The sequence below is a fragment of the Streptomyces sp. NPDC087300 genome, from assembly GCF_044744425.1.
Taxonomy (GTDB): domain Bacteria; phylum Actinomycetota; class Actinomycetes; order Streptomycetales; family Streptomycetaceae; genus Streptomyces.
Genome location: NZ_JBIUYI010000003.1, coordinates 464,700 through 482,310 on the forward strand (window position 1 = coordinate 464,700; position 17,611 = coordinate 482,310).

A 17,611-nucleotide genomic window follows, 5' to 3' on the forward strand; every position below is an offset into this window, starting at 1 on the left:
CTGAATCGCGACGCTCGGGGTACGCGAGGGTCCATGCGCCCTGACTCCTCGGACGTCTCCGACATCGACCTGTCCATCGCCGCCGCCGGACACCGCCCGTTCAAGTCCCGCCTGGTCGGGCTCGACCGCAAGGTCTTCGAGGCGGTGGCCGTACGGCACTGGCCGGGCGGCGACCGCGTGCTGCCCCGGCTGAGCCGCAGCGCCAACCACGGCGCGCTGTGGGTCGCGGCGGCCGCGGGCATCACCGCGACCCGCACCCCCCGGGCCCGGCGCGCCGCGCTGCGCGGCATCGCCTCCCTCGCCCTCGCCTCGGCGACCATCAACACGCTGGGCAAACGCTCGGTGCGCCGCCCCCGGCCGCTGCTCGACGCGGTGCCGCTGATCCGGCAACTCAAACGGCAGCCGGTCACCACGTCGTTCCCTTCGGGCCACGCGGCGTCCGCCGTCGCCTTCGCGACGGGTGTGGCGCTCGAATCGCGGGCCTGGGGCGCGGCCGTCGCGCCGCTCGCCGCCGCCGTCGCGGCGTCCCGTGTCTACACCGGGGCGCACTTCCCGAGCGACGTCCTGGTGGGCGGTGCGCTCGGCGCGGGCGCGGCGTTCGCGGTGCGCGGTCTGGTGCCGACCCGGGCGCAGCTCGCGCCGCCGGGACGTCCCCGGGTGGCGGCTCCCGCGCTGCCCGGCGGCGCGGGTCTCGTCCTGGTCGCCAATGCGGGGGCGGGCACCGCGGACCGCGTCAAGGCGCTGCACTCCGCGCTGCCCGAGGCGGAGGTCGTCGTCGCCGAACCGGACGATCTGGTCGCCGAGCTGGACAAGGCCGCGGCCCGCGCGCGGGTCCTCGGCGTGTGCGGCGGCGACGGCACGGTCAACGCCGCGGCGACGGTCGCCCTCCAGCACGGGATACCGCTCGCGGTGCTGCCCGGCGGCACGCTCAACCACTTCGCGTACGACCTGGGGGTCGAGGACGCCCGCGATCTTTCGGGCGCGGTGGAGGCGGGCGAGGCGGTCGCCGTCGACGTGGGCCGCTTCAGGAGCAGCGGCGTGGACGGGGCGGGCGCCGGCGCCGCGGGGTCGGACGAGGATCCCGAGCGGGCCGCGGTGGAGGGGTACTTCCTCAATACGTTCAGCCTCGGCGTGTACCCGGAGCTGGTGCGGCTGCGCGAGCACTGGTCGCCGCGGGTCGGCGGCAAGCCCGCCTCCGTGCTCGCGGCGCTGAAGGTGCTGCGCTCCGACGAACGGCCGATGGTGGCCCAGTTCCGGGGCAAGGAGCGGGCGTTGTGGCTGCTCTTCGCGGGCAACTGCACCTACCACAGGCCCGGTCTCACGCCGGGCCGCAGGCTCGACCTGGCGGACGGGCTGCTCGACGTGCGGATCGTGCACGGCGGGCGCAGGCCTGGCGCGCGGCTGCTCGCGGCCGCCGTCACCGGACCCGAGGTCCGCTCCCCCGCCCAGGCGGCCGCGCGGCTGCCCCGGCTGCGGGTGGACGGCCTCGGTCCCGGTACGGCGGTGGCGTACGACGGCGAGGTGCGGCACGTCCACGGTTCGCTGCTCCTGGACAAGCTGCCGGAGGCGCTGACCGTCTACCGGCCGCTCTCGCCCGTGCGGTGACCATTCGATGACCACACAGTGACCACATACTGATACGCGGGTCTCATTATTCGGCATGGCGGCGTACGGTTCCTGACACCCGTACACGAAGGAGCTGCCGCCATGCCGAAGGAGACCGCCGTCTACACGCACGGACACCACGAGTCCGTGCTGCGCTCACACACCTGGCGCACCGCCGCCAACTCGGCCGCCTATCTGATCGGTTCGCTCAAGCCGCACATGCGAGTCCTCGACATCGGCTGCGGTCCCGGCACCATCACCGCCGACCTGGCCGCGCTGGTCCCCGACGGGCACGTCACGGGCGTGGACCACGCGCCGGGCATCCTGGACCAGGCGCGCGCCACGGCCGCCGAACGCGGCCTGGACAACGTCGAGTTCGCGGTCGCCGACGTGCACGACCTGGACTACCCCGACGACAGCTTCTGCGTGGTCCACGCCCATCAGGTGCTCCAGCACGTGGGCGATCCGGTGCGGGCGCTGCGCGAGATGCGGCGGGTCTGCGAGCCGGGCGGCATCGTCGCGGTGCGCGACTCGGACTACGCGGCGATGACCTGGTACCCCAACACCCCCGCCATGGACGACTGGCTGGACCTCTACCGGCGCGTGGCCCGTGCGAACGGCGGCGAGCCCGACGCGGGACGCCGTCTCAAGTCCTGGGCCCTGGAGGCCGGTTTCACGGACATCACGGCGACCGCGGCCACCTGGTGCTACGCCACCGAGGAGGAGCGCGCCTGGTGGAGCGGCCTGTGGGCCGACCGCACCGTGGCCTCTGCCTACGCCGAGCGCGCGGTCGAGGGTGGTCACGCCGACGCGGCCCTGCTGCGAACGGTCTCCGACGCCTGGCGGGAGTGGGGCGAGCAGGAGGACGCCTGGTTCGCGGTACTGCACGGCGAGGTCCTCTGCCGGAAGTAGCGGAGCGTGCCGCCCTTCGAGGGCGGTGTCACCCTTCGACAGGACGCGTAGAACTGCCGTTTGGGGACACTCGGTCGCCAGGAGGTAGACACTATGGTTCCCATTCTGCTGGTCCTTCTGCTGGCCCTTCTCCTCTTCGGAGCGGGATTCGCCGTGAAGGTTCTCTGGTGGATCGCCATTGCCGTGCTCGTCATCTGGCTGCTCGGCTTCCTGATGCGCAGCACGACGGCCTCGGGTTCGAGGTCCCGTTGGTACAGGTGGTGACCGCCCCCCGACCGGTGACCGTCGGGGCATAGCCCCCGTCAGTCCCTGGGAAGCAGGGGGCCAAGCGGCCCGAGGTCCAGATTCAGGTCCTCGGGCCGCAGCCCGTACCGGTCCCGGAGTTCGGCCATCCGGTCCTCCAGGAGCATCAGCGTGAGGCCGATCCGCTCCTCCTGGTCCTCCGTCAGATCACCGGTGTCGAAGCGGCGCACGGCCTGCCGCTCCATCAGCTGACGGAGGAGTTCGACGACGGTCAGGACCAGTTTGACGAGGTCCCGCTCCACGGTGTCGGGGTCGAGGTCCATGCGGTTGCGGCGATCGGCGGCCACGGTTCACTCCATCTCCGGCCAGGGTGAGGGGACTTGTTCGTTCACCGAGCTGATCAGGGCGTTGAGGTCGACGCGGACCAGGTCGACGTCCGCGATCCGCAGGGTGATGTCCCCCGCGATGACGACCCCGCCGGCGAGCAGCCGGTCGAGCAGGTCGACCAGGGCGACTTCACGGCGCTCCACGACGGTCATGACGCGGACTCCCTACCGTCGGGGGCCGCGTCTCCGTGTTCCGTACCGTCGGCATCCGTGTCGTCGCCGGTGAAGGAGTAGGCCGCCCAGGGACCCGTGAGCTCCACGCGCAGACCCGTCGCCTCCCGCTCCTCGTCCTTCGTGCGGTCCACGAGCTCGACGAACTCCTCCGACTGCGAACGGGGCACCAGATAGGCGGCATTGAGGATGTTCCTGCCCGGCGCCCGGGACAGCGCGGCGTCCTGCGGGGCGTGCAGCCGCGCGTCGTCCGAGCGCAGCGAAAGGGTGTCGTGCAGCCGCTGCGCGAACCCCTCGGCCCGCTCCCAGCTCTCCTCCCGCGCCGTACGCTGACTGCGCCGCTGGCGCAGATAGTCGCGCCCGGAACGGGGCTTGTCCGGCTGTGGCGCGGCCCGCGGGGCGTCCCCCGCCGCCGCCTCGCCGTCCAGATGGACCTTCACCCCCCACTCGACGCGTCCGTCGATCCGCGCCAGCACGCGCTCGAAGCGCTCCGCACCGTCCTGGAGCATGGCGCGGACGCCGCTGTCGTCCCGGAAGACGGTCGCGAGCCGCAGCGGCAGCGGGCAGGTGACGGTGGTGAGCGCCGCGATCACGCGCTGGTGGGCGCGGGCCGTCTCGGCGAGCCAGTCCAGGTCCTCCAGGTGCGCGCGCAGCGGCTCCGCGGCGAAGTCCCGCTCCGGCACGGGGCCGACCAGCGCGACCAGCCCCTCGTGGCGGAGCTGGCGCGGCGGGACGCCGCCGACCCCGGTGAGGTCGGCGGCGAGGGGCGCGGCGGGCGGGTGGCACACCGCGTAGACGTATCGCAGGTCATCGCTTGCGTCGCGCACGTGGCTCCTTCTCGGTCGACGAATCGGCGGGCTCCAGGGCCCCCCGCTCCTCAAGCTCCGCCAGACGCTGCTTCAACTCGGCGTTCTCCCGGGAGAGTTCGGCGCGGCGCGCCCCCGAGGAGAGCGCCGGGTCGTCCTCCCACCAGTCGATGCCCATCTCCTTGGCCTTGTCGATGGAGGCGACGATGAGGCGGAGCTTGATGGTGAGGAGTTCGATGTCGAGCAGGTTGATCTTGATGTCACCGGCGATGACGATGCCCTTGTCCAGGACGCGTTCGAGGATGTCGGCGAGGTTGGCGCCGCCGCCGTCGCGTCCGTAGGGGTCGGGCAGCCGTCCGGGTGCCGCCGTCATCGGCGGCCCCGTCCCCCACCGCCGCTGCCGGCCTCGGCGTACTCGCGCCGCTCGCCCTCTTCGGCGTCGGCTTCCGCGTCGGCCTCGTCGGCGTACTCCTCCTCGTCGGCGTCGACCTCGTCGCCGTCCTCCGCGCGGGCCTCGTCCTCGTACTCGCCCTCGGGCTCGGCCTCCCGCTCGTCCTCGTCGTACTCCTCTTCGTACTCGTCCTCGGGTTCACCCTCCTCGTCGTGCTCGTCGTGCTCGTCTTCGGGCTCCAGCTCCCCGTCCTCGTCGTACGCCTCTTCGTCCTGTGCCTCTTCGTCGCGTGCCTCTGCGTCGTTCTCGTTCTCGTTCTCGTTCTCTTCCTCCGCCACCGCGTCCTCGTGGCTGCGGACGACCTCGCCGTCGCGGATCTCGCCGCGCCAGCCGTCGCTCGCCTCGCCGCGCAGCGAGATGTGCCGGGCGAAGTGCTTGAGGTCGAGACGGGCCCTACGGCCCTGGGCGCGCCAGATGTTGCCGGTCTTCTCGAAGAGGCCCTTCGGGTAGTACTCGATGACGAGCAGCACCCGGGTGAGGTTCTCGCCGAGCGGGTGGAAGGTGACGACGCCCTTCGTCGTGCCCTTGCCGCCCTCGGAGGTCCACGTGATGCGCTGGTCGGGCACCTGCTCGGTGGTGTGCGCCTTCCAACTGCGGTTGGACCAGAAGACCTTGAGCTTCCAGTCCGAGTCCGTGTCGCTCGCCACGGTGGCACCCTTGACGCCCTTGGCGAAGGTGGAGAACTCCTGGTACTGGGTCCACTGGTCGTACGCCTCGCGGAGGGGCACGCCGACGTCGATGAACTCCATGATGACCGTCGGCTTCTGGCCCGCGCCGCCCTTCTTGCGCTTGCCGCCGAGGCTCTTGAAGGCACCCTTCACAGAGTCCTTGAGGTGGCTGCCGCCCAGTTCGAGCGCGCTGCGCACCGGACCCTTGCCCTCGGCGACCTTGCGGCCCGCGTCGAGCGCGAGCTTGCCGAAGCCGGGGCTCGTGCCGTCCGCGATGTCGTTCAGCTTGCCGGTGGCGTCGCCAAGACGGTGGCCGAGGCCGACGAGCGCGCGCTCCGCCTGGGCCATCAGGTAGGCCTGCGCCTCGTCCTTCAGGCGGTCGACGGCGGGGCCGCGCGCGATGTTGCTCAGGGGTGACTCAGCCATGGTCGCGGTCTCCCTTCGTCCGGCCGCCGCCCGTGCGGGCCGACGAAGCCGTCCTGCGGGCGGCACCGCCGGCCGCCGCGGTCTTCTTCCTGCCGTTCCCCTGGGCGGACTTGGTCCCCTGGGTGCGCTTCGCCGGGGCCTTCTTCGCGGCCGCCTTCGGCGCGGACCTGGGGACGGACTTCGCGGCGGTCTTGGCGGCCGTCTTCTTGGCCGGCGCCTTTCCGCGCCGCTGGGAACGCCCGGACCGCTCGTCCTCGTCCCGCTCCGCCGTACCGCTCTCGTCGCCGTCCGCTTCCTCGTCGCGCTCGTCGCGCTCGTCCCGTTCATCGTGCTCTTCGTGCTCGTCGCGGCCGCCGATCCGGCCCTTGGTGGCGCCCTTCGCCGTGCCCTTCGCGCCGCCCTTGACGTCCTCGGGGACGACGCCGGAGAGCCGGTCCTGGACGCCCTGGGTACGGTCGTGCAGACGGTCGGCGAGGCCGTCGAGCTGCCGATTGACGAGCGAGCCCGTCGCGGCCTTGCCCACGCCCCGCAGATCCTCGCGCAGCTGGTCGCCGATCTCCTTGAACTGCGGGTTGTTCTGCAGCTGTTGCGTCACCAGGGCGCCCAGCGCCTTGGGGTTCAGATGGAGCCTCTTGCCCGCCACCATCGTCCCCACGGCGAACGCGAACTTCGCCTTCTTCGTACGTCCGAGTACATACCCCGCGCCTACGGCGAGGCCCACTGCCAGTCGGTTCATCACCTAGAAGTCCTGTCCTGTCCTGTGCTGCAGGCGGGCGAGGAGCTCGTCCTCGCACCGATCGAACTCGGCCTCGTCGATCTCGCCCGCCTCCAGGCGTTCTTCGAGGAGGGAGAGTTCGCGTCGGATGGCCGAGGGGTCGTAGTACTGCCGTTCCGCCTCGGTGACCACTTGTCTCAGCACCCAGAGGGAGCCGCGGGCCGGGGCCAGGGGCAGCAGGAGCAGTTCGCCGATCAGTCCCATGGGGTCACCCCGCGGGTTCCGCGGGCCCCGGGTCGACGAAGCTGTACGGGGGCAGCGGGCCGTGCACCCGCAGGTCCAAGTGCGGTTCCCTGGAGCGGAGTTCGTCGACCGCCGCGAGGAATCCGTCGGCGGACTTGCGGATCACGAGGAACGAGAGGTTGGCCAGCCAGCCGGTCCCCTCGGGGCCGACGCCGACCGCTTCGGCGGCCGGTTCCAGGGCGCGCCGCACCTCGACGCCGTCGCTCGCCTCGCGGGCCCGCACGGCATTGGTGATCATCTCGCCGAGTTGCAGCTTCTGCTCGTAATTGCCGCCGCCCTGGCGCTGGTTGGCCTCCACCATGGCGCGCAGCTCCGGGTTCTCCGCGAGCACCTGGTGCAGCACCGCCTGTTCGTCGTGGGCGGCCTTCACGTTGTACTCGACCTTGCCGTCGAGGGTCTTCAGACGCTCCTCGTAGTGGTCGGCGCGCTCCCCGAGGACGGCGACGACCGCCTCGTCGTCCGGCGCGAGGCTGCCGAAGCGCATCGGGAGCACGGCACCCGCGGCGCCCGCCTCGGACAGGACGTTCTGGTGCGCGAGCAGGTCGCGCCGCTTGGGCTTGAGGTCCTCGGGGGCGTCGCTGACGATGGCGGCCAGCTCCCCGTGTTTGAGGACGCGTACGAGACAGGCCGGCCGGCCGATGCCCTCCATGCCGTCGGGCAGCGCCGGGTGCGAGCTGCCCGCGATGCCGTAGATGTAGGTGCTCACTCCTTCTCCTCCTTCCTGCGGGAGGCTGCGGTGGAGCGCCGGGCGCGCGGGCGTTCCTCGCCCTGGCCTTCCTCACGGGCCTGCTTGAAGGCGTCCGAGATGGTCTCGGCCGCGCCGGACAGCGCCCCCTTGGACTTGCCGCGGGCGCCGGACTCGGTGATCTCACCCACCAGGTCGGGCAGGCCGGGGCTCTTGTGCGGCCCGGACTCCAGGTCCAGGCGGTTGCACGCCTCGGCGAAGCGCAGATACGTGTCGACGCTCGCGACGACGACACGTATGTCGACCTTCAGGATCTCGATGCCGACGAGGGAGACGCGGACGAAGGCGTCGATGACGAGCCCGCGGTCGAGGATGAGCTCCACGACGTCGTACAGGCCACTACTGCCGCCTCCGCCGCCGGACTGCTGTGCCGGGACTACGGTCATGCCGACCGGTCCTCCTTCTCGTGGTGGACTTCACTGAATGGGGTTTCGCTGGGTGGTGCTTCGCCGCGTGGTGCTTTGCTGCGTGGTGCCTCGCTGGATGGGGCTTCGCCGTGCGGGACTTCGACGGCGTCGACACGTGTGACCGGAGCGGCTTACTGGCGGCCGGTGCCGCGCGGTTCCGAGCGGCCCCGTTCGTACCGGCGCAGCCGCCGGTAGCCGGTGAGTTCGCCGCGCGGGTCGAGCTTCACCTCGTAGCTCGCGAGCAGGCTCATCGTGTCGGGGACCCGGGCCAGTTCGAGCACCTCGATCTCCAACTCCCAGCCCTCGTCGGTGCGTTCGAAGGACGACACCGACTCCGGCTCCATGCCGGTGAGTTCGGCGAGCTGATCGCGTGCGTACCGCAGCACCACCATGGGGCCGGGCAGCTCGCGCTCCGCTCCGTCACGCTCCGCGTCACGTCGTGCGTCTGTGGGTTTACGTGGTGTATTCGCCATGGCCACCTCCGGGTCCGGGTGACCCGCCGGGCCTTGGCCAAACCTCGTCGGTCCGGTGACGGCCACTCAGTCGCGTAGCGCGCGGCTCGCGGCGGGCCGGGCCGGGGGCGCGTACGGCGGGGTGGCCGGCCGCGCCCGGTCCTGCGGCACGGCTACCAGTGCGCACGGTGGTGTTCACCCTGGTGGGGAGGGTGGTTGGCACCACCGGAAGTGGGGGGACGGCGGGCGTGTGCCGGAGCGCGGCGGCCGGAAGGATCGGTGCTGTCCGACCGGACCAGCGACCCGATGCCGTCCGACCGACCAGCGACCCGATCGTGAGGCCCGCCATGAACCCGAACCGGAACGCCGACCTGGACCGCCCGCACGCCGCGCCCGGCGCCCGCCCCCGTCCGCTGCCGCACACCAAGGAGCCGCGGCTGCTGCCCCGCATGCTCCTCGGTCCGGAGGAACCACCGGCCCCCACCGCCGTCAGAGCGGCCTTCGCGCTCTGGCTCACCGCGGTCGCCGCGGGCGTCTTCGAGACGGTGCTCGCCGTGGCCGGGGCCGCGGCCGACGGGTCCGCCGACGGCATCGCGTTCGGCCTGGCCCTGCGCCTGGCCGTGTTCTCGGCGGCCGTGCTGGTCGCGGTGCGGATGCGCCGCGGGGCGGGCTGGGCGCGCCTGGCGCTGACCGGCGGACTCGGCGTACTGGGCACGTTGTCCCTGGTGATCGGCCCCGTCCAGTGGCTCGCCGACGGGCACGCGCTCGCCGATGTCTTCCGCGATCTGGACGTCCTCGACGTGCTGTTCGGCGCGAGCCGCGTGCTGCATCTCGCGGCGGTCCTGACGGCGGTGGCGTTCATGTTCCGGCCCGCGGCGAACGCCTGGTTCAGGGCGGCGCGGCGCCGCTGACCGCGCTCACCGCACCACGCCCTGCTCCACGAGGAGCCGCGCCGCGGCCGCGATCGACGCGGCGTCGATGCCCGCCGCGCGCAGCTGCTCGGCGGGCGAGGCCGAGCCCGGCATCGACCGCACCGCGAGCCGCACCAGGCGCGGCACCGGGCTGCCGTCGGTGAACGCGTCGAGCACCGCGTCGCCGATGCCGCCCTCGGGCCTGTGGTCCTCGACGGTGAGCAGACAGCCGGTGCGCTCGGCCGCCTCGCGCAGGGTCCGCCGGTCGACGGGCTTGACCGAGTAGAGGTCGATGACGCGGACCTGGATGCCCTCGGCGTCCAGCGCGTCGGCGGCGGCGAGCGCCTCGTGGACGGTCACCCCCGCCGCGACGACGGTGAGCCGGTCCGAGTCACCGGCGCGCAGCACCTTGGAGCCGCCGACGGGGAACTCCTCGCCCGGCCCGTAGATGACCGGGGTGTCGCCGCGTGACGTGCGCAGATAGCGCACGCCTTCGAGGTCGGCGAGCTGCGCCACGAGCCGCCCCGTCTGGTGGGCGTCGCACGGGTAGAGGACGGTGGAGCCGTGCACGGCGCGGAAGGCCGCCAGGTCCTCCAGGCCCATCTGGGAAGGGCCGTCCTGTCCGATGGCGACGCCCGCGTGCGAGCCGACCAGGTTGATGCCCGCGCCGCTGACCGCCGCCATGCGGACGAAATCGTGGGCGCGGCTGAAGAACGCCGCGAACGTCGAGGCGTACGGCACCCAGCCGCGCGCCGCCAACCCGACGGCGGCCGCGACGAGTTGCTGTTCGGCGATGTAGCACTCGAAGAAGCGGTCGGGGTGTTCCTTGGCGAAGTACTCGGCCCTGGTGGAGTCGCTGACCTCGCCGTCGAGTGCGACGACGTCGCCGCGTGCGGTGCCGAGCGCGGCGAGTGCCTGGCCGTAGGCGGTGCGGGTGGCGACGGCGTCGCCCACCTCGTGGCGCGGCAGTTCCAGGTGTCCGCTGCGCACGGCGTGCATCGTGCGCGCGGCGGCGGGCCCGCGCACCTGGACGCGGACCTCGCGCACGCCGCCCAGTTCCTGGACCGCCGCCTCCGGGTCGCGCAGCGGCTTGCCGTGCAGGCCCTCGCGGTCCTCGGCGGCCGCGACGCCCTTGCCCTTGACGGTGCGGGCGAGGATCGCCGTGGGCTGCCCGGCCGTGGACGCCGCCTCGTTGTAGGCCCGTTCCACGGCGTCGATGTCGTGCCCGTCGATCTCGACGACGTGCCAGCCGGAGGCGGCGAAGCGGTCGGCGTAGGCGTCCAGGCGCCATTCGTGGCGGGTCGGGCCGCGCTGGCCGAGCCGGTTGACGTCGACGATCGCGGTGAGGTTGTCGAGGCTCTCGTACCCGGCGTGCTCGGCCGCCTCCCAGACGGAGCCCTCGGCCATCTCGCTGTCGCCGCACAGCACCCAGACGCGGTAGGGGATCCGGTCGAGCCGCTTGCCGGACAGCGCCATGCCGACGCCGACGGGCAGCCCCTGCCCGAGCGACCCGGTGGCGACCTCGACCCACGGCAGGGCCCGCGGCGTCGGATGCCCCTGGAGCCTGCTGCCCTCCTCGCGGAAGGTGAGGAGTTCGTCGTCGGTGAGCGCCCCTGCCGCCTTGTACGCGGCGTAGAGCAGCGGTGACGCATGGCCCTTGGAGAGGATGAAACGGTCGTTGCCGGGGTGGTCGGGCCGGTCGAAGTCGTAGTGGAGGTGGCGGCCGATGAGCACCGCGAGGAGATCGGCCGCGGACATCGAAGAGGTCGGGTGCCCGGAGCCCGCGGCGGCCGCGGCTCGTACGGAGTCGACGCGCAACTGACGTGCCACGTCGGCGATTTCACTGTTGCTGATCATGCGGGTTCCTCCTTGGTGCGCGGGTTCGGCGCCTTGGGCAGCTCGGGCGAGCCGGTGTCCAGGGGCACGGTCCACGAGCGGACCAGGCCCAACTGCACGGCCTGGCGCGGGAGTACGGCGTCCAGGAGCCAGTCGGCGGCGACCCGCACCCGGTTGCCCGGCAGCGCCGCCAGGTGGTAGCCGCGGGTGACGGCACCGGCGAGCGGCCCCGCGAGCGGGACGCCGAGCGGGTTGGCGGCGGCCTGGACACCACCGAGGTCGACGGTGAAGCCCAGGTCGCGGTGGCGGTAGGCGGCACGGGTGCCGAAGCCGAGCGACGCGGCGACGTTGCGGCCCGCCGCGGCGCCCTGCCGCCAGGCGTGCTGCGCGGTCATCGGCGTGTACTGCCCCGGCTTGTGCAGATCGGGCACCGCGGCGGCGTCCCCGCAGGCGAACACCTCCGGATGCTCCGGCACGTTGAGGTACGGGTCGACGAGCAGCCTGCCCCGCTCAAGGGGCCGCTCCAGGCTCTCGACGAGCGGGTCGGGCCGCACGCCGACGCACCAGGCGAGGGTGCGGGTGGCGACGAACTCCCCGTCGTCCAGGAGCACTCCGTCCGCCGTGGCCTCCTTCACGGAGGTCCCGGTGCGGACCTCGACGCCGCGCCGCCGCAGCACGCGGTCGGCGGTGGCCGACAGGCGTACGTCGAGTTCGGGGAGCACGCGTTCCGCGATGTCGAGCAGCAGCCAGCGCGGGCGCATGTCGTGCCGCGGCGGTCGCTTGCGGACCAGCGCGTCGGTGAACATCTTGCCGTGCGCGGCGAGTTCGACGCCGGTGTAGCCCGCGCCGACGACCACGAACGTGCAGCGGGCGCGGCAGGTCTCCACGTCCCGCGCGGCGGCGGCGAGCTCCATCTGGCGGGTGATGTGGTCGCGCAGGTACAGCGCCTCCGGCATGCCGCGGAAGCCGTGCGCGTGCTCGGCGACGCCCGGCACCGGCAGCAGCTTGTTCACGCTGCCCACGCAGAGCACGAGCCGGTCGTACGTCAGTTTCCCGCGCGTTCCCTCCGGGTCGGTGTACGTCACCGTGCGCTCTTCCAGGTCGATCCCGTCGGCCTCGCCGAGCGCCAGGCGTACGCGCGGCAGCGTGCCGGTGAGCGAGACGGTGACGCGGCGCGGCTCCAGGACACCGGCGGCGACGTGGGGCAGCAGCGGCAGGTAGAGGAAGTAGTCGGTCGGGTTGAGCAGCGTGATGTCGGCCCTGCCGCGGGTCAGCCGGGACAGGGTGCGTGCGGTGCGGTAGCCGGCGAAACCGGCTCCGACGATGACGATGCGGGATCGGCTCACGGTGCGCCTCCTGCGAGGTCGGATCCGGTGCGGTCCTGACAAGTGCGGCCCTGACGGGCGCTCTTCACGCCCCGGTGCGGTGCACGCTCCCGTACGTTTCGAGCTTCCCGCGTGCCCCTGTGCGGCGGACACCAAACTCCGCGCCGTTCGTCCCCGCGCTCCGCGCCGTTTGTCCGCGCCCGTCGGGGTTACCCGGAGCCGCGTCGGCCTGCGCATCCGCGGCCGTATCCGCACGGTTCCGCACGCCGGTCCACGGCTCAGCCCGCCCCATCGGAGGTGCACCCCCATGTCCGAATACGGTTACTTCCTGGCGACCGAGGAGTTCGGCCCCGCCGAACTGGTCGAGCAGGCCCGGATGGCCGAACAGGCCGGGTTCCAGGCGCTGTGGATCTCCGACCACTACCACCCGTGGAATACGGCGCAGGGGCAGAGCCCCTTCGTCTGGCCGGTGATCGGCGCGCTCGCGCAGGCGGTGTCCCTGCCCATCCAGACGGCGGTGACCTGCCCGACCGTCCGCATGCACCCGGCGGTCGTGGCGCAGGCCGCGGCGACCGCCGCGGTGATGACGGGCGGCCGCTTCCGGCTCGGCGTGGGCACCGGCGCGGCGCTCGACGAACACATCCTGGGCGGTCCCTGGCCGCCCCCGCACGTACGTCTGGACATGCTGGAGGAGGCCGTCCAGATCATGCGGAACCTCTTCGCCGGCGAGGAGGTCGACCACCAGGGCACGCACTTCACGGTCGAGCGGGCCCGCCTGTACACGGTGCCCGACGAGCCCGTGCCCATCGACATCGCCGGGTGGGGCCCGCAGTCGACGGCGCTCGCCGCACGCGTCGGCGACGGCTTCGTCACGATGGCGCCCGAGGAGACCCTGGTGTCCCACTACCGCAAGGGCGGCGGGGGCGGCAGGCCGGTCAGCGGCGGCCTGAAGGTCTGCCACGGCCCGGACCGCGAGGCGGCGGTGCGCCGGGCCCGCGCACTGTGGGGCAGCCGGCTGCTGCCCGGCGAGACGGCCCGGATCCTGCCCACACCACGCCACTTCGAGCAGCTGGACCCGCTGCTCACCGACGAGCTCGCCGCCGCGTCCTTCACCTGCGGGGACGACGTGGACGAGCACGTGGCGGCGCTGACCGCGTACGCCGACGCGGGCTTCGACCGGGTCTACGTGGGCCAGATCGGCCCCGACCAGCGGGGCTTCTTCGACTTCTACCGCACGAAGGTGCTGCCGCAGGTGCAGGGCCCCGGCCTGCCCGGACTCCCCGGCCCCGCGACACCGTGACCAGCACACACCACGACCTGGAAAGGGTCCGGATGAAGGACGCCGTCCGCATCGAACGCCCCGCCGTATCCGCCTACACCGTGCCCGCCGACGGCCCGGAGGCGGACGGCACCTTCGCCTGGGACAGCACGACCGTCGTCGTCGCCGAGATCACCGCGGGCGACGCGACAGGCACCGGCTGGACCTACGCGCCCGTGTCCGCCGCCGCCCTGGTGGACGAGCTGCTCTCCCCCGCCGTCACGGGGCGCGACGCCCTCGACATCCCCGCCGCGCACGACGCGATGACGAAGGCGGTCCGCGACACCGGCCGCCCCGGCGCCGCGGCCTGCGCGATCTCGGCGGTGGACATCGCCCTGTGGGACCTCAAGGCCCGCCTCCTCGAACTCCCCCTCGTACGCCTGCTCGGCGCGGCCCGCGACGAGGTGCCCGTCTACGGGAGCGGCGGCTTCACGACGTACCACGACACGCATCTGGCGGCGCAGTTGAACGGCTGGGTGCACGGGCAGCACATCCCGCGCGTCAAGATCAAGATCGGTGAGGGCTGGGGCCGGGCCGTGGCCCGTGACGTGTCCCGGGTCCGCACCGCGCGTCATGTCATCGGCCCGCAGGCCGAGTTGTACGTCGACGCCAACGGCGGCTACACCCGCAAGCAGGCGGTACGGGTGGGCCGGGTGCTCGCCGAACACGGCGTCGGCTGGTTCGAGGAGCCGGTGTCGTCGGACGACCTGAGCGGCCTCGCGCTGGTCAGGGACGCGCTGGTGTGCGACGTGACGGCGGGCGAGTACGGCTACGACCTGCCCTACTTCGCGCGCATGATCCCCTCCGTGGACTGTCTGCAGCTCGACGCGACGCGCTGCGGCGGGCTCACCGAGTGGCTGCGCGCCGCCGCCCTCGCGCAGGCGCACGGCCTGGAGGTCTCCGCGCACCGCGCGCCGCACGCGCATGCCGCCGTCGCCGCGTGCGTCCCGAACCTGCGGCACATCGAGTGGTTCCACGACCACGTACGGATCGAGTCGATGTTCTTCGCCGGGGCGCTCGACCCGACCGGCGGCGTCGTCCGCCCGGACGGCGGCATCGGGCACGGCCTCGCACTGCGCACGGGGGACGTCGAGGAGTTCCGCGTCGCCTGAGGCCTGAGGCGGGGCGTGCGGGAATCCGGTCGCGCGGGAATCCGGTCGCGCGCGGCCCGCGCCGGCTGGCACGCTCGCGCGCATGGCGAACGTTGAAGGTCCAGTGGAAGCGGAGCAGGGCGAAGTGCCGCACGCCGAAGTGCTGCTCATCGGGGGCCGGTCCGGAGTCGGCAAGTCGTCCGTCGGCTGGGAGGTCGCCGCCCAGCTGCGGGCGGCCGACATCGCCCACGCGCTGATCGAGGGCGACCTCTTGGACGCGGTGCACCCGACGCCAGAGGACGACCCGCACCTGGCACGGATCACCGAGCGGAACCTGGCGGCGATCTGGGCCAACTACACGGAACTCGGCTGCCGCCGCCTGGTGTACACGAACACGGCGAGCGTGCTCGCGGCCGAGGAGCGGCCGTTCGTCCGCGCCCTCGCGGGGCCGCGCATCATCCGCGTCCTGCTGACGGCGACGGACGCCACGGTCGAGGCACGCCTCACGGCCCGCGAACGCGGCTCGGAACTCGAACAGCAGCTCCGCAGAAGCGCGTTGACGGCCCGCCGCCTGGCCGACCACGCGGCGCCGGACGCCCACCGCATCGCCACGGACGGCCGCGCCGTACGGGACATCGCGGCGGAGGTACTGACGAAGACGGCCTGGGGCGCTTCTTAAGGAGCGAAGGGGCGAAGGAGCGAAGGAGCAAAAGGGCGAGCGGCTCAGCGCTTCCGGGACGGCGCGGGCGTCGGCGCCACGTCCGGCACGGGCGGCGTGCCGGGCGGCACGGTGGGCGGCGTCACCGGCGGCGCGGTCGCAGCAGGCGCGGTCGCGGTGGCGGTCGGTTCACCGGACGACGGCGCGGGCACCCCACCCGACCGCGCGGCACCGCGCAACAGCGCCGCCCCGATGCCGAGCACCCCGGCGACGATCAGCGCGGCCGCCCACCCGGGCAGCCCGAGATCGATGACGAGGCCGACCGCCAGCGCCGCCGCGGCACCCGCGTACAGCGCGGCCGCACCGGCGGCGCCGTAGAGCGTCGCCCGGCGCCGCTGCTTCCTGGTCGCCTCGCGCAGCGCGTCCCGCAGCTCCTCGCGGAGTTCGGCACGGATCGTCCGGACCAGTTCGTCGGTCAGAGGTTTCTCTAGGGCAGTCATGGCGCCCGGGTACCCGGAGCCCCGACCGCGTAACGGAGCACCGCACACCGCCGCGCCACGGACGTGACGAAGGCCACACCATGGCCGCGTTTCCCCGGGGGTAGGCGGCGCATGATCGCCCGGGTTCGCACCCGGGAAGCACCATCGGAACCACGGAGGTATCCATGTCCTCGAAGCGACGCCGCAAGAAGAAGGCCCGCCGCAAGAACGGCGCGAACCACGGCAGCCGTCCCCAGTCCTGACGGCGGGCGCGACGGTCGGGGGCGGCACCGGACGGTGCCGCCCCCGACGGGCTTGCGGGGCCCGGGAGTTGACCGGGAGAGCCGGGGCGGAAGTCCGCGGGACGCAGTCTCCGATGCCGGTGGCGGGAGCACCGGCAATCATGAAATCGTTGCGGGGCCGGTGGGGCTGGTCGAAGAGGTGAGGGCGTCCAATCATGGAGATCCTGGGAACCACGCTGCGGATCTGCGTCGAGGACCTGGAGTCCTCGGTCGTGTTCTACGAGCGGCTCGCGGGCGCCAAGGCCATGCGCTTCGAGCGCGGCGGCGTGTCCGTGGCCGCGGTCGGCTGCTTCCTGCTGATGAGCGGACCCGAGGCGGAGCTCGAAGTGCTCCGCAAGGTCTCGGCGACCATCGCGGTGCGGGACGTGGACGAGGCGTACGCCGTCCTGAACGCCTCCGGCGCCCGGGTCATCGCGGGCCCGGTCCCCACCCCCGTCGGCCGCAACCTGATCGCGATGCACCCGGACGGCGCCGTCTTCGAGTACGTGGACCGGCGCGGCGGCACGGACTGACCCGTATCCTCCACGGCGGGGCAGGCGGCCCCGGGCCGAACGGAGGACGGTGCACGTGGCGGGCAGCACGGCGGGCGGTACGGAACGGACGTCGTTGAGCGCCCAGGCGCGCGAGGCCGTCCGGCAGCGCATCGTCGACCGCCGCTACGCACTGGGCGCGCGCCTGGTCGAGCGCGAGGTCGCCGAGGAGCTGCGGATGTCCCGCGTCCCGGTCCGCGAGGCGCTGCGGGCGCTGGTCGCCGAGGGTCTCCTCGAACTCCTGCCGCACAGCGGCGTACGGGTGCGCCGCCTCGAACCCGCCGACGTACGGCATCTGTACGAGGTGTGGGAACCGCTCGCCGTCCAGGCGTCCCGGCTCGCGGCCCGCCGGGTCGCCGAGAGCGCCCCGGCCGAACCGCCCGGACTCGCCGCGCTGCGGGCCACCCTCGACCACGCGGAGGCGGCCTCGCGGGCCGATGACGGGCCGCGCGAGACCGCCGCGCACACGGCGTTCCACGAGGGCATCGTGGCCCTCGCCGGCAATCCGCTGCTCGGGCGCACCATGGAACAGCTCAGCTGGCAGCTCCAGCTGCTCTTCGGGATGCGCGCGGAGCCGGACCACATGCGGTCCCAGCACCGGCTCGTCTACCGGCACATCGCGGCGGGCGACGAGGAGACCGCGGCGGCCAGCACGCTGCTGCACGTGCGGGACAGCCGGGCGGTGGCGCTGCGGGCGCTCTTCGAGGAGAGCGCAGGGGGCGAGGACTGAGAGGCCGCGCCGTCGGGCGGCCGGGGCGTCAGGCGACTCTGACGTCACGCGGCCCAGCCGTCAGGCGGCTCTGACGTCACGCGGCTCTCGCTCACGCGGCCCTGGCCTCAGTCGGCCCTGACGTCACGCGGCCCTGGCCCC

At 73.1% G+C, this 17,611-nt stretch carries 23 protein-coding genes; 10 read left to right on the forward strand and 13 right to left on the reverse strand.

Going from position 1 to position 17,611, the window contains the following annotated elements; all coding sequences use genetic code 11:
- Positions 1 to 33: 33 nt before the first annotated feature.
- The 3 genes from ACIO9J_RS12860 (at position 34) to ACIO9J_RS12870 (ending at position 2,781) form a co-directional block, all read left to right on the forward strand.
- Positions 34 to 1,605: a bifunctional phosphatase PAP2/diacylglycerol kinase family protein gene (locus ACIO9J_RS12860; protein ID WP_401996939.1), complete on the forward strand. Its 1,572-nt coding sequence runs from the start codon at positions 34 to 36 to the stop codon at positions 1,603 to 1,605.
- Positions 1,606 to 1,707: 102 nt separating this feature from the next.
- A complete protein-coding gene (locus ACIO9J_RS12865; RefSeq protein ID WP_401996942.1) occupies positions 1,708 to 2,517 on the forward strand; it encodes a class I SAM-dependent methyltransferase in 810 nt (269 codons plus the stop codon).
- 93 nt (positions 2,518 to 2,610) lie between these two features.
- Entirely contained in the window at positions 2,611 to 2,781 is a 171-nt protein-coding gene (locus tag ACIO9J_RS12870) for a hydrophobic protein (RefSeq protein ID WP_401996945.1), read from the forward strand.
- A 38-nt stretch (positions 2,782 to 2,819) separates the two neighbouring features.
- Here the strand turns inward: ACIO9J_RS12870 and ACIO9J_RS12875 are convergent, their stop codons facing one another.
- From ACIO9J_RS12875 to ACIO9J_RS12920, 10 genes are all read right to left on the reverse strand, one after another.
- Positions 2,820 to 3,083: a gas vesicle protein K gene (locus ACIO9J_RS12875; protein WP_098247675.1), complete on the reverse strand. Its 264-nt coding sequence runs from the start codon at positions 3,081 to 3,083 to the stop codon at positions 2,820 to 2,822.
- A gap of 27 nt (positions 3,084 to 3,110) precedes the next feature.
- Entirely contained in the window at positions 3,111 to 3,299 is a 189-nt protein-coding gene (locus tag ACIO9J_RS12880) for a gas vesicle protein (RefSeq protein ID WP_401996947.1), read from the reverse strand.
- Positions 3,296 to 4,144 (reverse strand): GvpL/GvpF family gas vesicle protein, encoded by an 849-nt coding sequence (locus ACIO9J_RS12885; RefSeq protein ID WP_401996950.1) that lies wholly within the window; start codon positions 4,142 to 4,144, stop codon positions 3,296 to 3,298. Before ACIO9J_RS12885 ends, ACIO9J_RS12880 begins: the two co-directional genes overlap by 4 nt.
- Positions 4,125 to 4,496 carry a gas vesicle protein gene (locus tag ACIO9J_RS12890; RefSeq protein WP_401996953.1) on the reverse strand — a complete coding sequence of 124 codons (372 nt, stop codon included), beginning with the start codon at positions 4,494 to 4,496 and terminating at the stop codon, positions 4,125 to 4,127. The genes ACIO9J_RS12885 and ACIO9J_RS12890 overlap by 20 nt, the downstream gene beginning before the upstream one ends.
- Positions 4,493 to 5,668: an SRPBCC family protein gene (locus ACIO9J_RS12895; protein WP_401996956.1), complete on the reverse strand. Its 1,176-nt coding sequence runs from the start codon at positions 5,666 to 5,668 to the stop codon at positions 4,493 to 4,495. Before ACIO9J_RS12895 ends, ACIO9J_RS12890 begins: the two co-directional genes overlap by 4 nt.
- On the reverse strand, positions 5,661 to 6,404 hold the full coding sequence (locus ACIO9J_RS12900) for a DNA primase (protein WP_401996959.1): 744 nt from the start codon (positions 6,402 to 6,404) through the stop codon (positions 5,661 to 5,663). Before ACIO9J_RS12900 ends, ACIO9J_RS12895 begins: the two co-directional genes overlap by 8 nt.
- Before the next feature lie 3 nt (positions 6,405 to 6,407).
- On the reverse strand, positions 6,408 to 6,647 hold the full coding sequence (locus tag ACIO9J_RS12905) for a gas vesicle protein GvpG (RefSeq protein WP_401996962.1): 240 nt from the start codon (positions 6,645 to 6,647) through the stop codon (positions 6,408 to 6,410).
- A 4-nt stretch (positions 6,648 to 6,651) separates the two neighbouring features.
- A complete protein-coding gene (locus ACIO9J_RS12910; RefSeq protein ID WP_401996965.1) occupies positions 6,652 to 7,392 on the reverse strand; it encodes a GvpL/GvpF family gas vesicle protein in 741 nt (246 codons plus the stop codon).
- Positions 7,389 to 7,817 (reverse strand): gas vesicle structural protein GvpA, encoded by a 429-nt coding sequence (locus ACIO9J_RS12915; RefSeq protein WP_401996968.1) that lies wholly within the window; start codon positions 7,815 to 7,817, stop codon positions 7,389 to 7,391. The genes ACIO9J_RS12910 and ACIO9J_RS12915 overlap by 4 nt, the downstream gene beginning before the upstream one ends.
- 152 nt (positions 7,818 to 7,969) lie before the next feature.
- Positions 7,970 to 8,311: a gas vesicle protein gene (locus ACIO9J_RS12920; RefSeq protein ID WP_401996971.1), complete on the reverse strand. Its 342-nt coding sequence runs from the start codon at positions 8,309 to 8,311 to the stop codon at positions 7,970 to 7,972.
- 326 nt (positions 8,312 to 8,637) lie between these two features.
- Here ACIO9J_RS12920 and ACIO9J_RS12925 point away from each other — a divergent pair, with 326 nt between their 5' ends.
- On the forward strand, positions 8,638 to 9,201 hold the full coding sequence (locus ACIO9J_RS12925) for a hypothetical protein (RefSeq protein WP_401996974.1): 564 nt from the start codon (positions 8,638 to 8,640) through the stop codon (positions 9,199 to 9,201).
- Between the two features lie 6 nt (positions 9,202 to 9,207).
- Here ACIO9J_RS12925 and ACIO9J_RS12930 read toward each other — a convergent pair whose 3' ends face one another.
- Positions 9,208 to 11,058, reverse strand: a complete 1,851-nt coding sequence (locus ACIO9J_RS12930) for a transketolase (RefSeq protein ID WP_401996977.1) — start codon at positions 11,056 to 11,058, stop codon at positions 9,208 to 9,210.
- Positions 11,055 to 12,383 carry an NAD(P)/FAD-dependent oxidoreductase gene (locus tag ACIO9J_RS12935; RefSeq protein ID WP_401996979.1) on the reverse strand — a complete coding sequence of 443 codons (1,329 nt, stop codon included), beginning with the start codon at positions 12,381 to 12,383 and terminating at the stop codon, positions 11,055 to 11,057. The genes ACIO9J_RS12930 and ACIO9J_RS12935 overlap by 4 nt, the downstream gene beginning before the upstream one ends.
- 286 nt (positions 12,384 to 12,669) lie before the next feature.
- Between ACIO9J_RS12935 and ACIO9J_RS12940 the strand changes: the two genes are divergently transcribed.
- The 3 genes from ACIO9J_RS12940 to ACIO9J_RS12950 all read left to right on the forward strand — a co-directional run bounded on the left by ACIO9J_RS12940 (position 12,670) and on the right by ACIO9J_RS12950 (position 15,450).
- Positions 12,670 to 13,662, forward strand: coding sequence for a TIGR03557 family F420-dependent LLM class oxidoreductase (locus ACIO9J_RS12940; protein WP_401996982.1), 993 nt, complete (start codon positions 12,670 to 12,672; stop codon positions 13,660 to 13,662).
- Between the two features lie 32 nt (positions 13,663 to 13,694).
- Complete coding sequence (locus tag ACIO9J_RS12945; protein WP_401998556.1) at positions 13,695 to 14,792, forward strand: enolase C-terminal domain-like protein; 1,098 nt, start codon at positions 13,695 to 13,697, stop codon at positions 14,790 to 14,792.
- 124 nt (positions 14,793 to 14,916) lie between these two features.
- Positions 14,917 to 15,450 carry a hypothetical protein gene (locus ACIO9J_RS12950; protein ID WP_401998559.1) on the forward strand — a complete coding sequence of 178 codons (534 nt, stop codon included), beginning with the start codon at positions 14,917 to 14,919 and terminating at the stop codon, positions 15,448 to 15,450.
- A 44-nt stretch (positions 15,451 to 15,494) separates the two neighbouring features.
- Here ACIO9J_RS12950 and ACIO9J_RS12955 read toward each other — a convergent pair whose 3' ends face one another.
- Complete coding sequence (locus ACIO9J_RS12955; RefSeq protein ID WP_401996985.1) at positions 15,495 to 15,929, reverse strand: phage holin family protein; 435 nt, start codon at positions 15,927 to 15,929, stop codon at positions 15,495 to 15,497.
- 164 nt (positions 15,930 to 16,093) lie between these two features.
- Between ACIO9J_RS12955 and ACIO9J_RS12960 the strand changes: the two genes are divergently transcribed.
- The 3 genes from ACIO9J_RS12960 (at position 16,094) to ACIO9J_RS12970 (ending at position 17,470) form a co-directional block, all read left to right on the forward strand.
- A complete protein-coding gene (locus ACIO9J_RS12960) occupies positions 16,094 to 16,171 on the forward strand; it encodes a 50S ribosomal protein bL37 (RefSeq protein WP_370443954.1) in 78 nt (25 codons plus the stop codon).
- Positions 16,172 to 16,365: 194 nt separating this feature from the next.
- Complete coding sequence (locus ACIO9J_RS12965; RefSeq protein WP_401996988.1) at positions 16,366 to 16,722, forward strand: VOC family protein; 357 nt, start codon at positions 16,366 to 16,368, stop codon at positions 16,720 to 16,722.
- Between the two features lie 49 nt (positions 16,723 to 16,771).
- Positions 16,772 to 17,470, forward strand: a complete 699-nt coding sequence (locus ACIO9J_RS12970) for a GntR family transcriptional regulator (RefSeq protein WP_401996990.1) — start codon at positions 16,772 to 16,774, stop codon at positions 17,468 to 17,470.
- The last annotated feature ends 141 nt before the right edge of the window (positions 17,471 to 17,611 follow it).

What these genes read in the sequence shown, in the direction of transcription:
- ACIO9J_RS12860 (WP_401996939.1), top strand. Translation starts at nt 34, where the DNA reads ATGCGCCCTGACTCCTCGGACGTCTCCGACATCGACCTGTCCATCGCC.
- ACIO9J_RS12865 (WP_401996942.1), top strand. Translation starts at nt 1,708, where the DNA reads ATGCCGAAGGAGACCGCCGTCTACACGCACGGACACCACGAGTCCGTG.
- ACIO9J_RS12870 (WP_401996945.1), top strand. Translation starts at nt 2,611, where the DNA reads ATGGTTCCCATTCTGCTGGTCCTTCTGCTGGCCCTTCTCCTCTTCGGA.
- ACIO9J_RS12875 (WP_098247675.1), bottom strand. Translation starts at nt 3,083, where the DNA reads ATGGACCTCGACCCCGACACCGTGGAGCGGGACCTCGTCAAACTGGTC.
- ACIO9J_RS12880 (WP_401996947.1), bottom strand. Translation starts at nt 3,299, where the DNA reads ATGACCGTCGTGGAGCGCCGTGAAGTCGCCCTGGTCGACCTGCTCGAC.
- ACIO9J_RS12890 (WP_401996953.1), bottom strand. Translation starts at nt 4,496, where the DNA reads ATGACGGCGGCACCCGGACGGCTGCCCGACCCCTACGGACGCGACGGC.
- ACIO9J_RS12895 (WP_401996956.1), bottom strand. Translation starts at nt 5,668, where the DNA reads ATGGCTGAGTCACCCCTGAGCAACATCGCGCGCGGCCCCGCCGTCGAC.
- ACIO9J_RS12900 (WP_401996959.1), bottom strand. Translation starts at nt 6,404, where the DNA reads ATGAACCGACTGGCAGTGGGCCTCGCCGTAGGCGCGGGGTATGTACTC.
- ACIO9J_RS12905 (WP_401996962.1), bottom strand. Translation starts at nt 6,647, where the DNA reads ATGGGACTGATCGGCGAACTGCTCCTGCTGCCCCTGGCCCCGGCCCGC.
- ACIO9J_RS12915 (WP_401996968.1), bottom strand. Translation starts at nt 7,817, where the DNA reads ATGACCGTAGTCCCGGCACAGCAGTCCGGCGGCGGAGGCGGCAGTAGT.
- ACIO9J_RS12920 (WP_401996971.1), bottom strand. Translation starts at nt 8,311, where the DNA reads ATGGCGAATACACCACGTAAACCCACAGACGCACGACGTGACGCGGAG.
- ACIO9J_RS12925 (WP_401996974.1), top strand. Translation starts at nt 8,638, where the DNA reads ATGAACCCGAACCGGAACGCCGACCTGGACCGCCCGCACGCCGCGCCC.
- ACIO9J_RS12930 (WP_401996977.1), bottom strand. Translation starts at nt 11,058, where the DNA reads ATGATCAGCAACAGTGAAATCGCCGACGTGGCACGTCAGTTGCGCGTC.
- ACIO9J_RS12940 (WP_401996982.1), top strand. Translation starts at nt 12,670, where the DNA reads ATGTCCGAATACGGTTACTTCCTGGCGACCGAGGAGTTCGGCCCCGCC.
- ACIO9J_RS12945 (WP_401998556.1), top strand. Translation starts at nt 13,695, where the DNA reads ATGAAGGACGCCGTCCGCATCGAACGCCCCGCCGTATCCGCCTACACC.
- ACIO9J_RS12955 (WP_401996985.1), bottom strand. Translation starts at nt 15,929, where the DNA reads ATGACTGCCCTAGAGAAACCTCTGACCGACGAACTGGTCCGGACGATC.
- ACIO9J_RS12960 (WP_370443954.1), top strand. Translation starts at nt 16,094, where the DNA reads ATGTCCTCGAAGCGACGCCGCAAGAAGAAGGCCCGCCGCAAGAACGGC.
- ACIO9J_RS12965 (WP_401996988.1), top strand. Translation starts at nt 16,366, where the DNA reads ATGGAGATCCTGGGAACCACGCTGCGGATCTGCGTCGAGGACCTGGAG.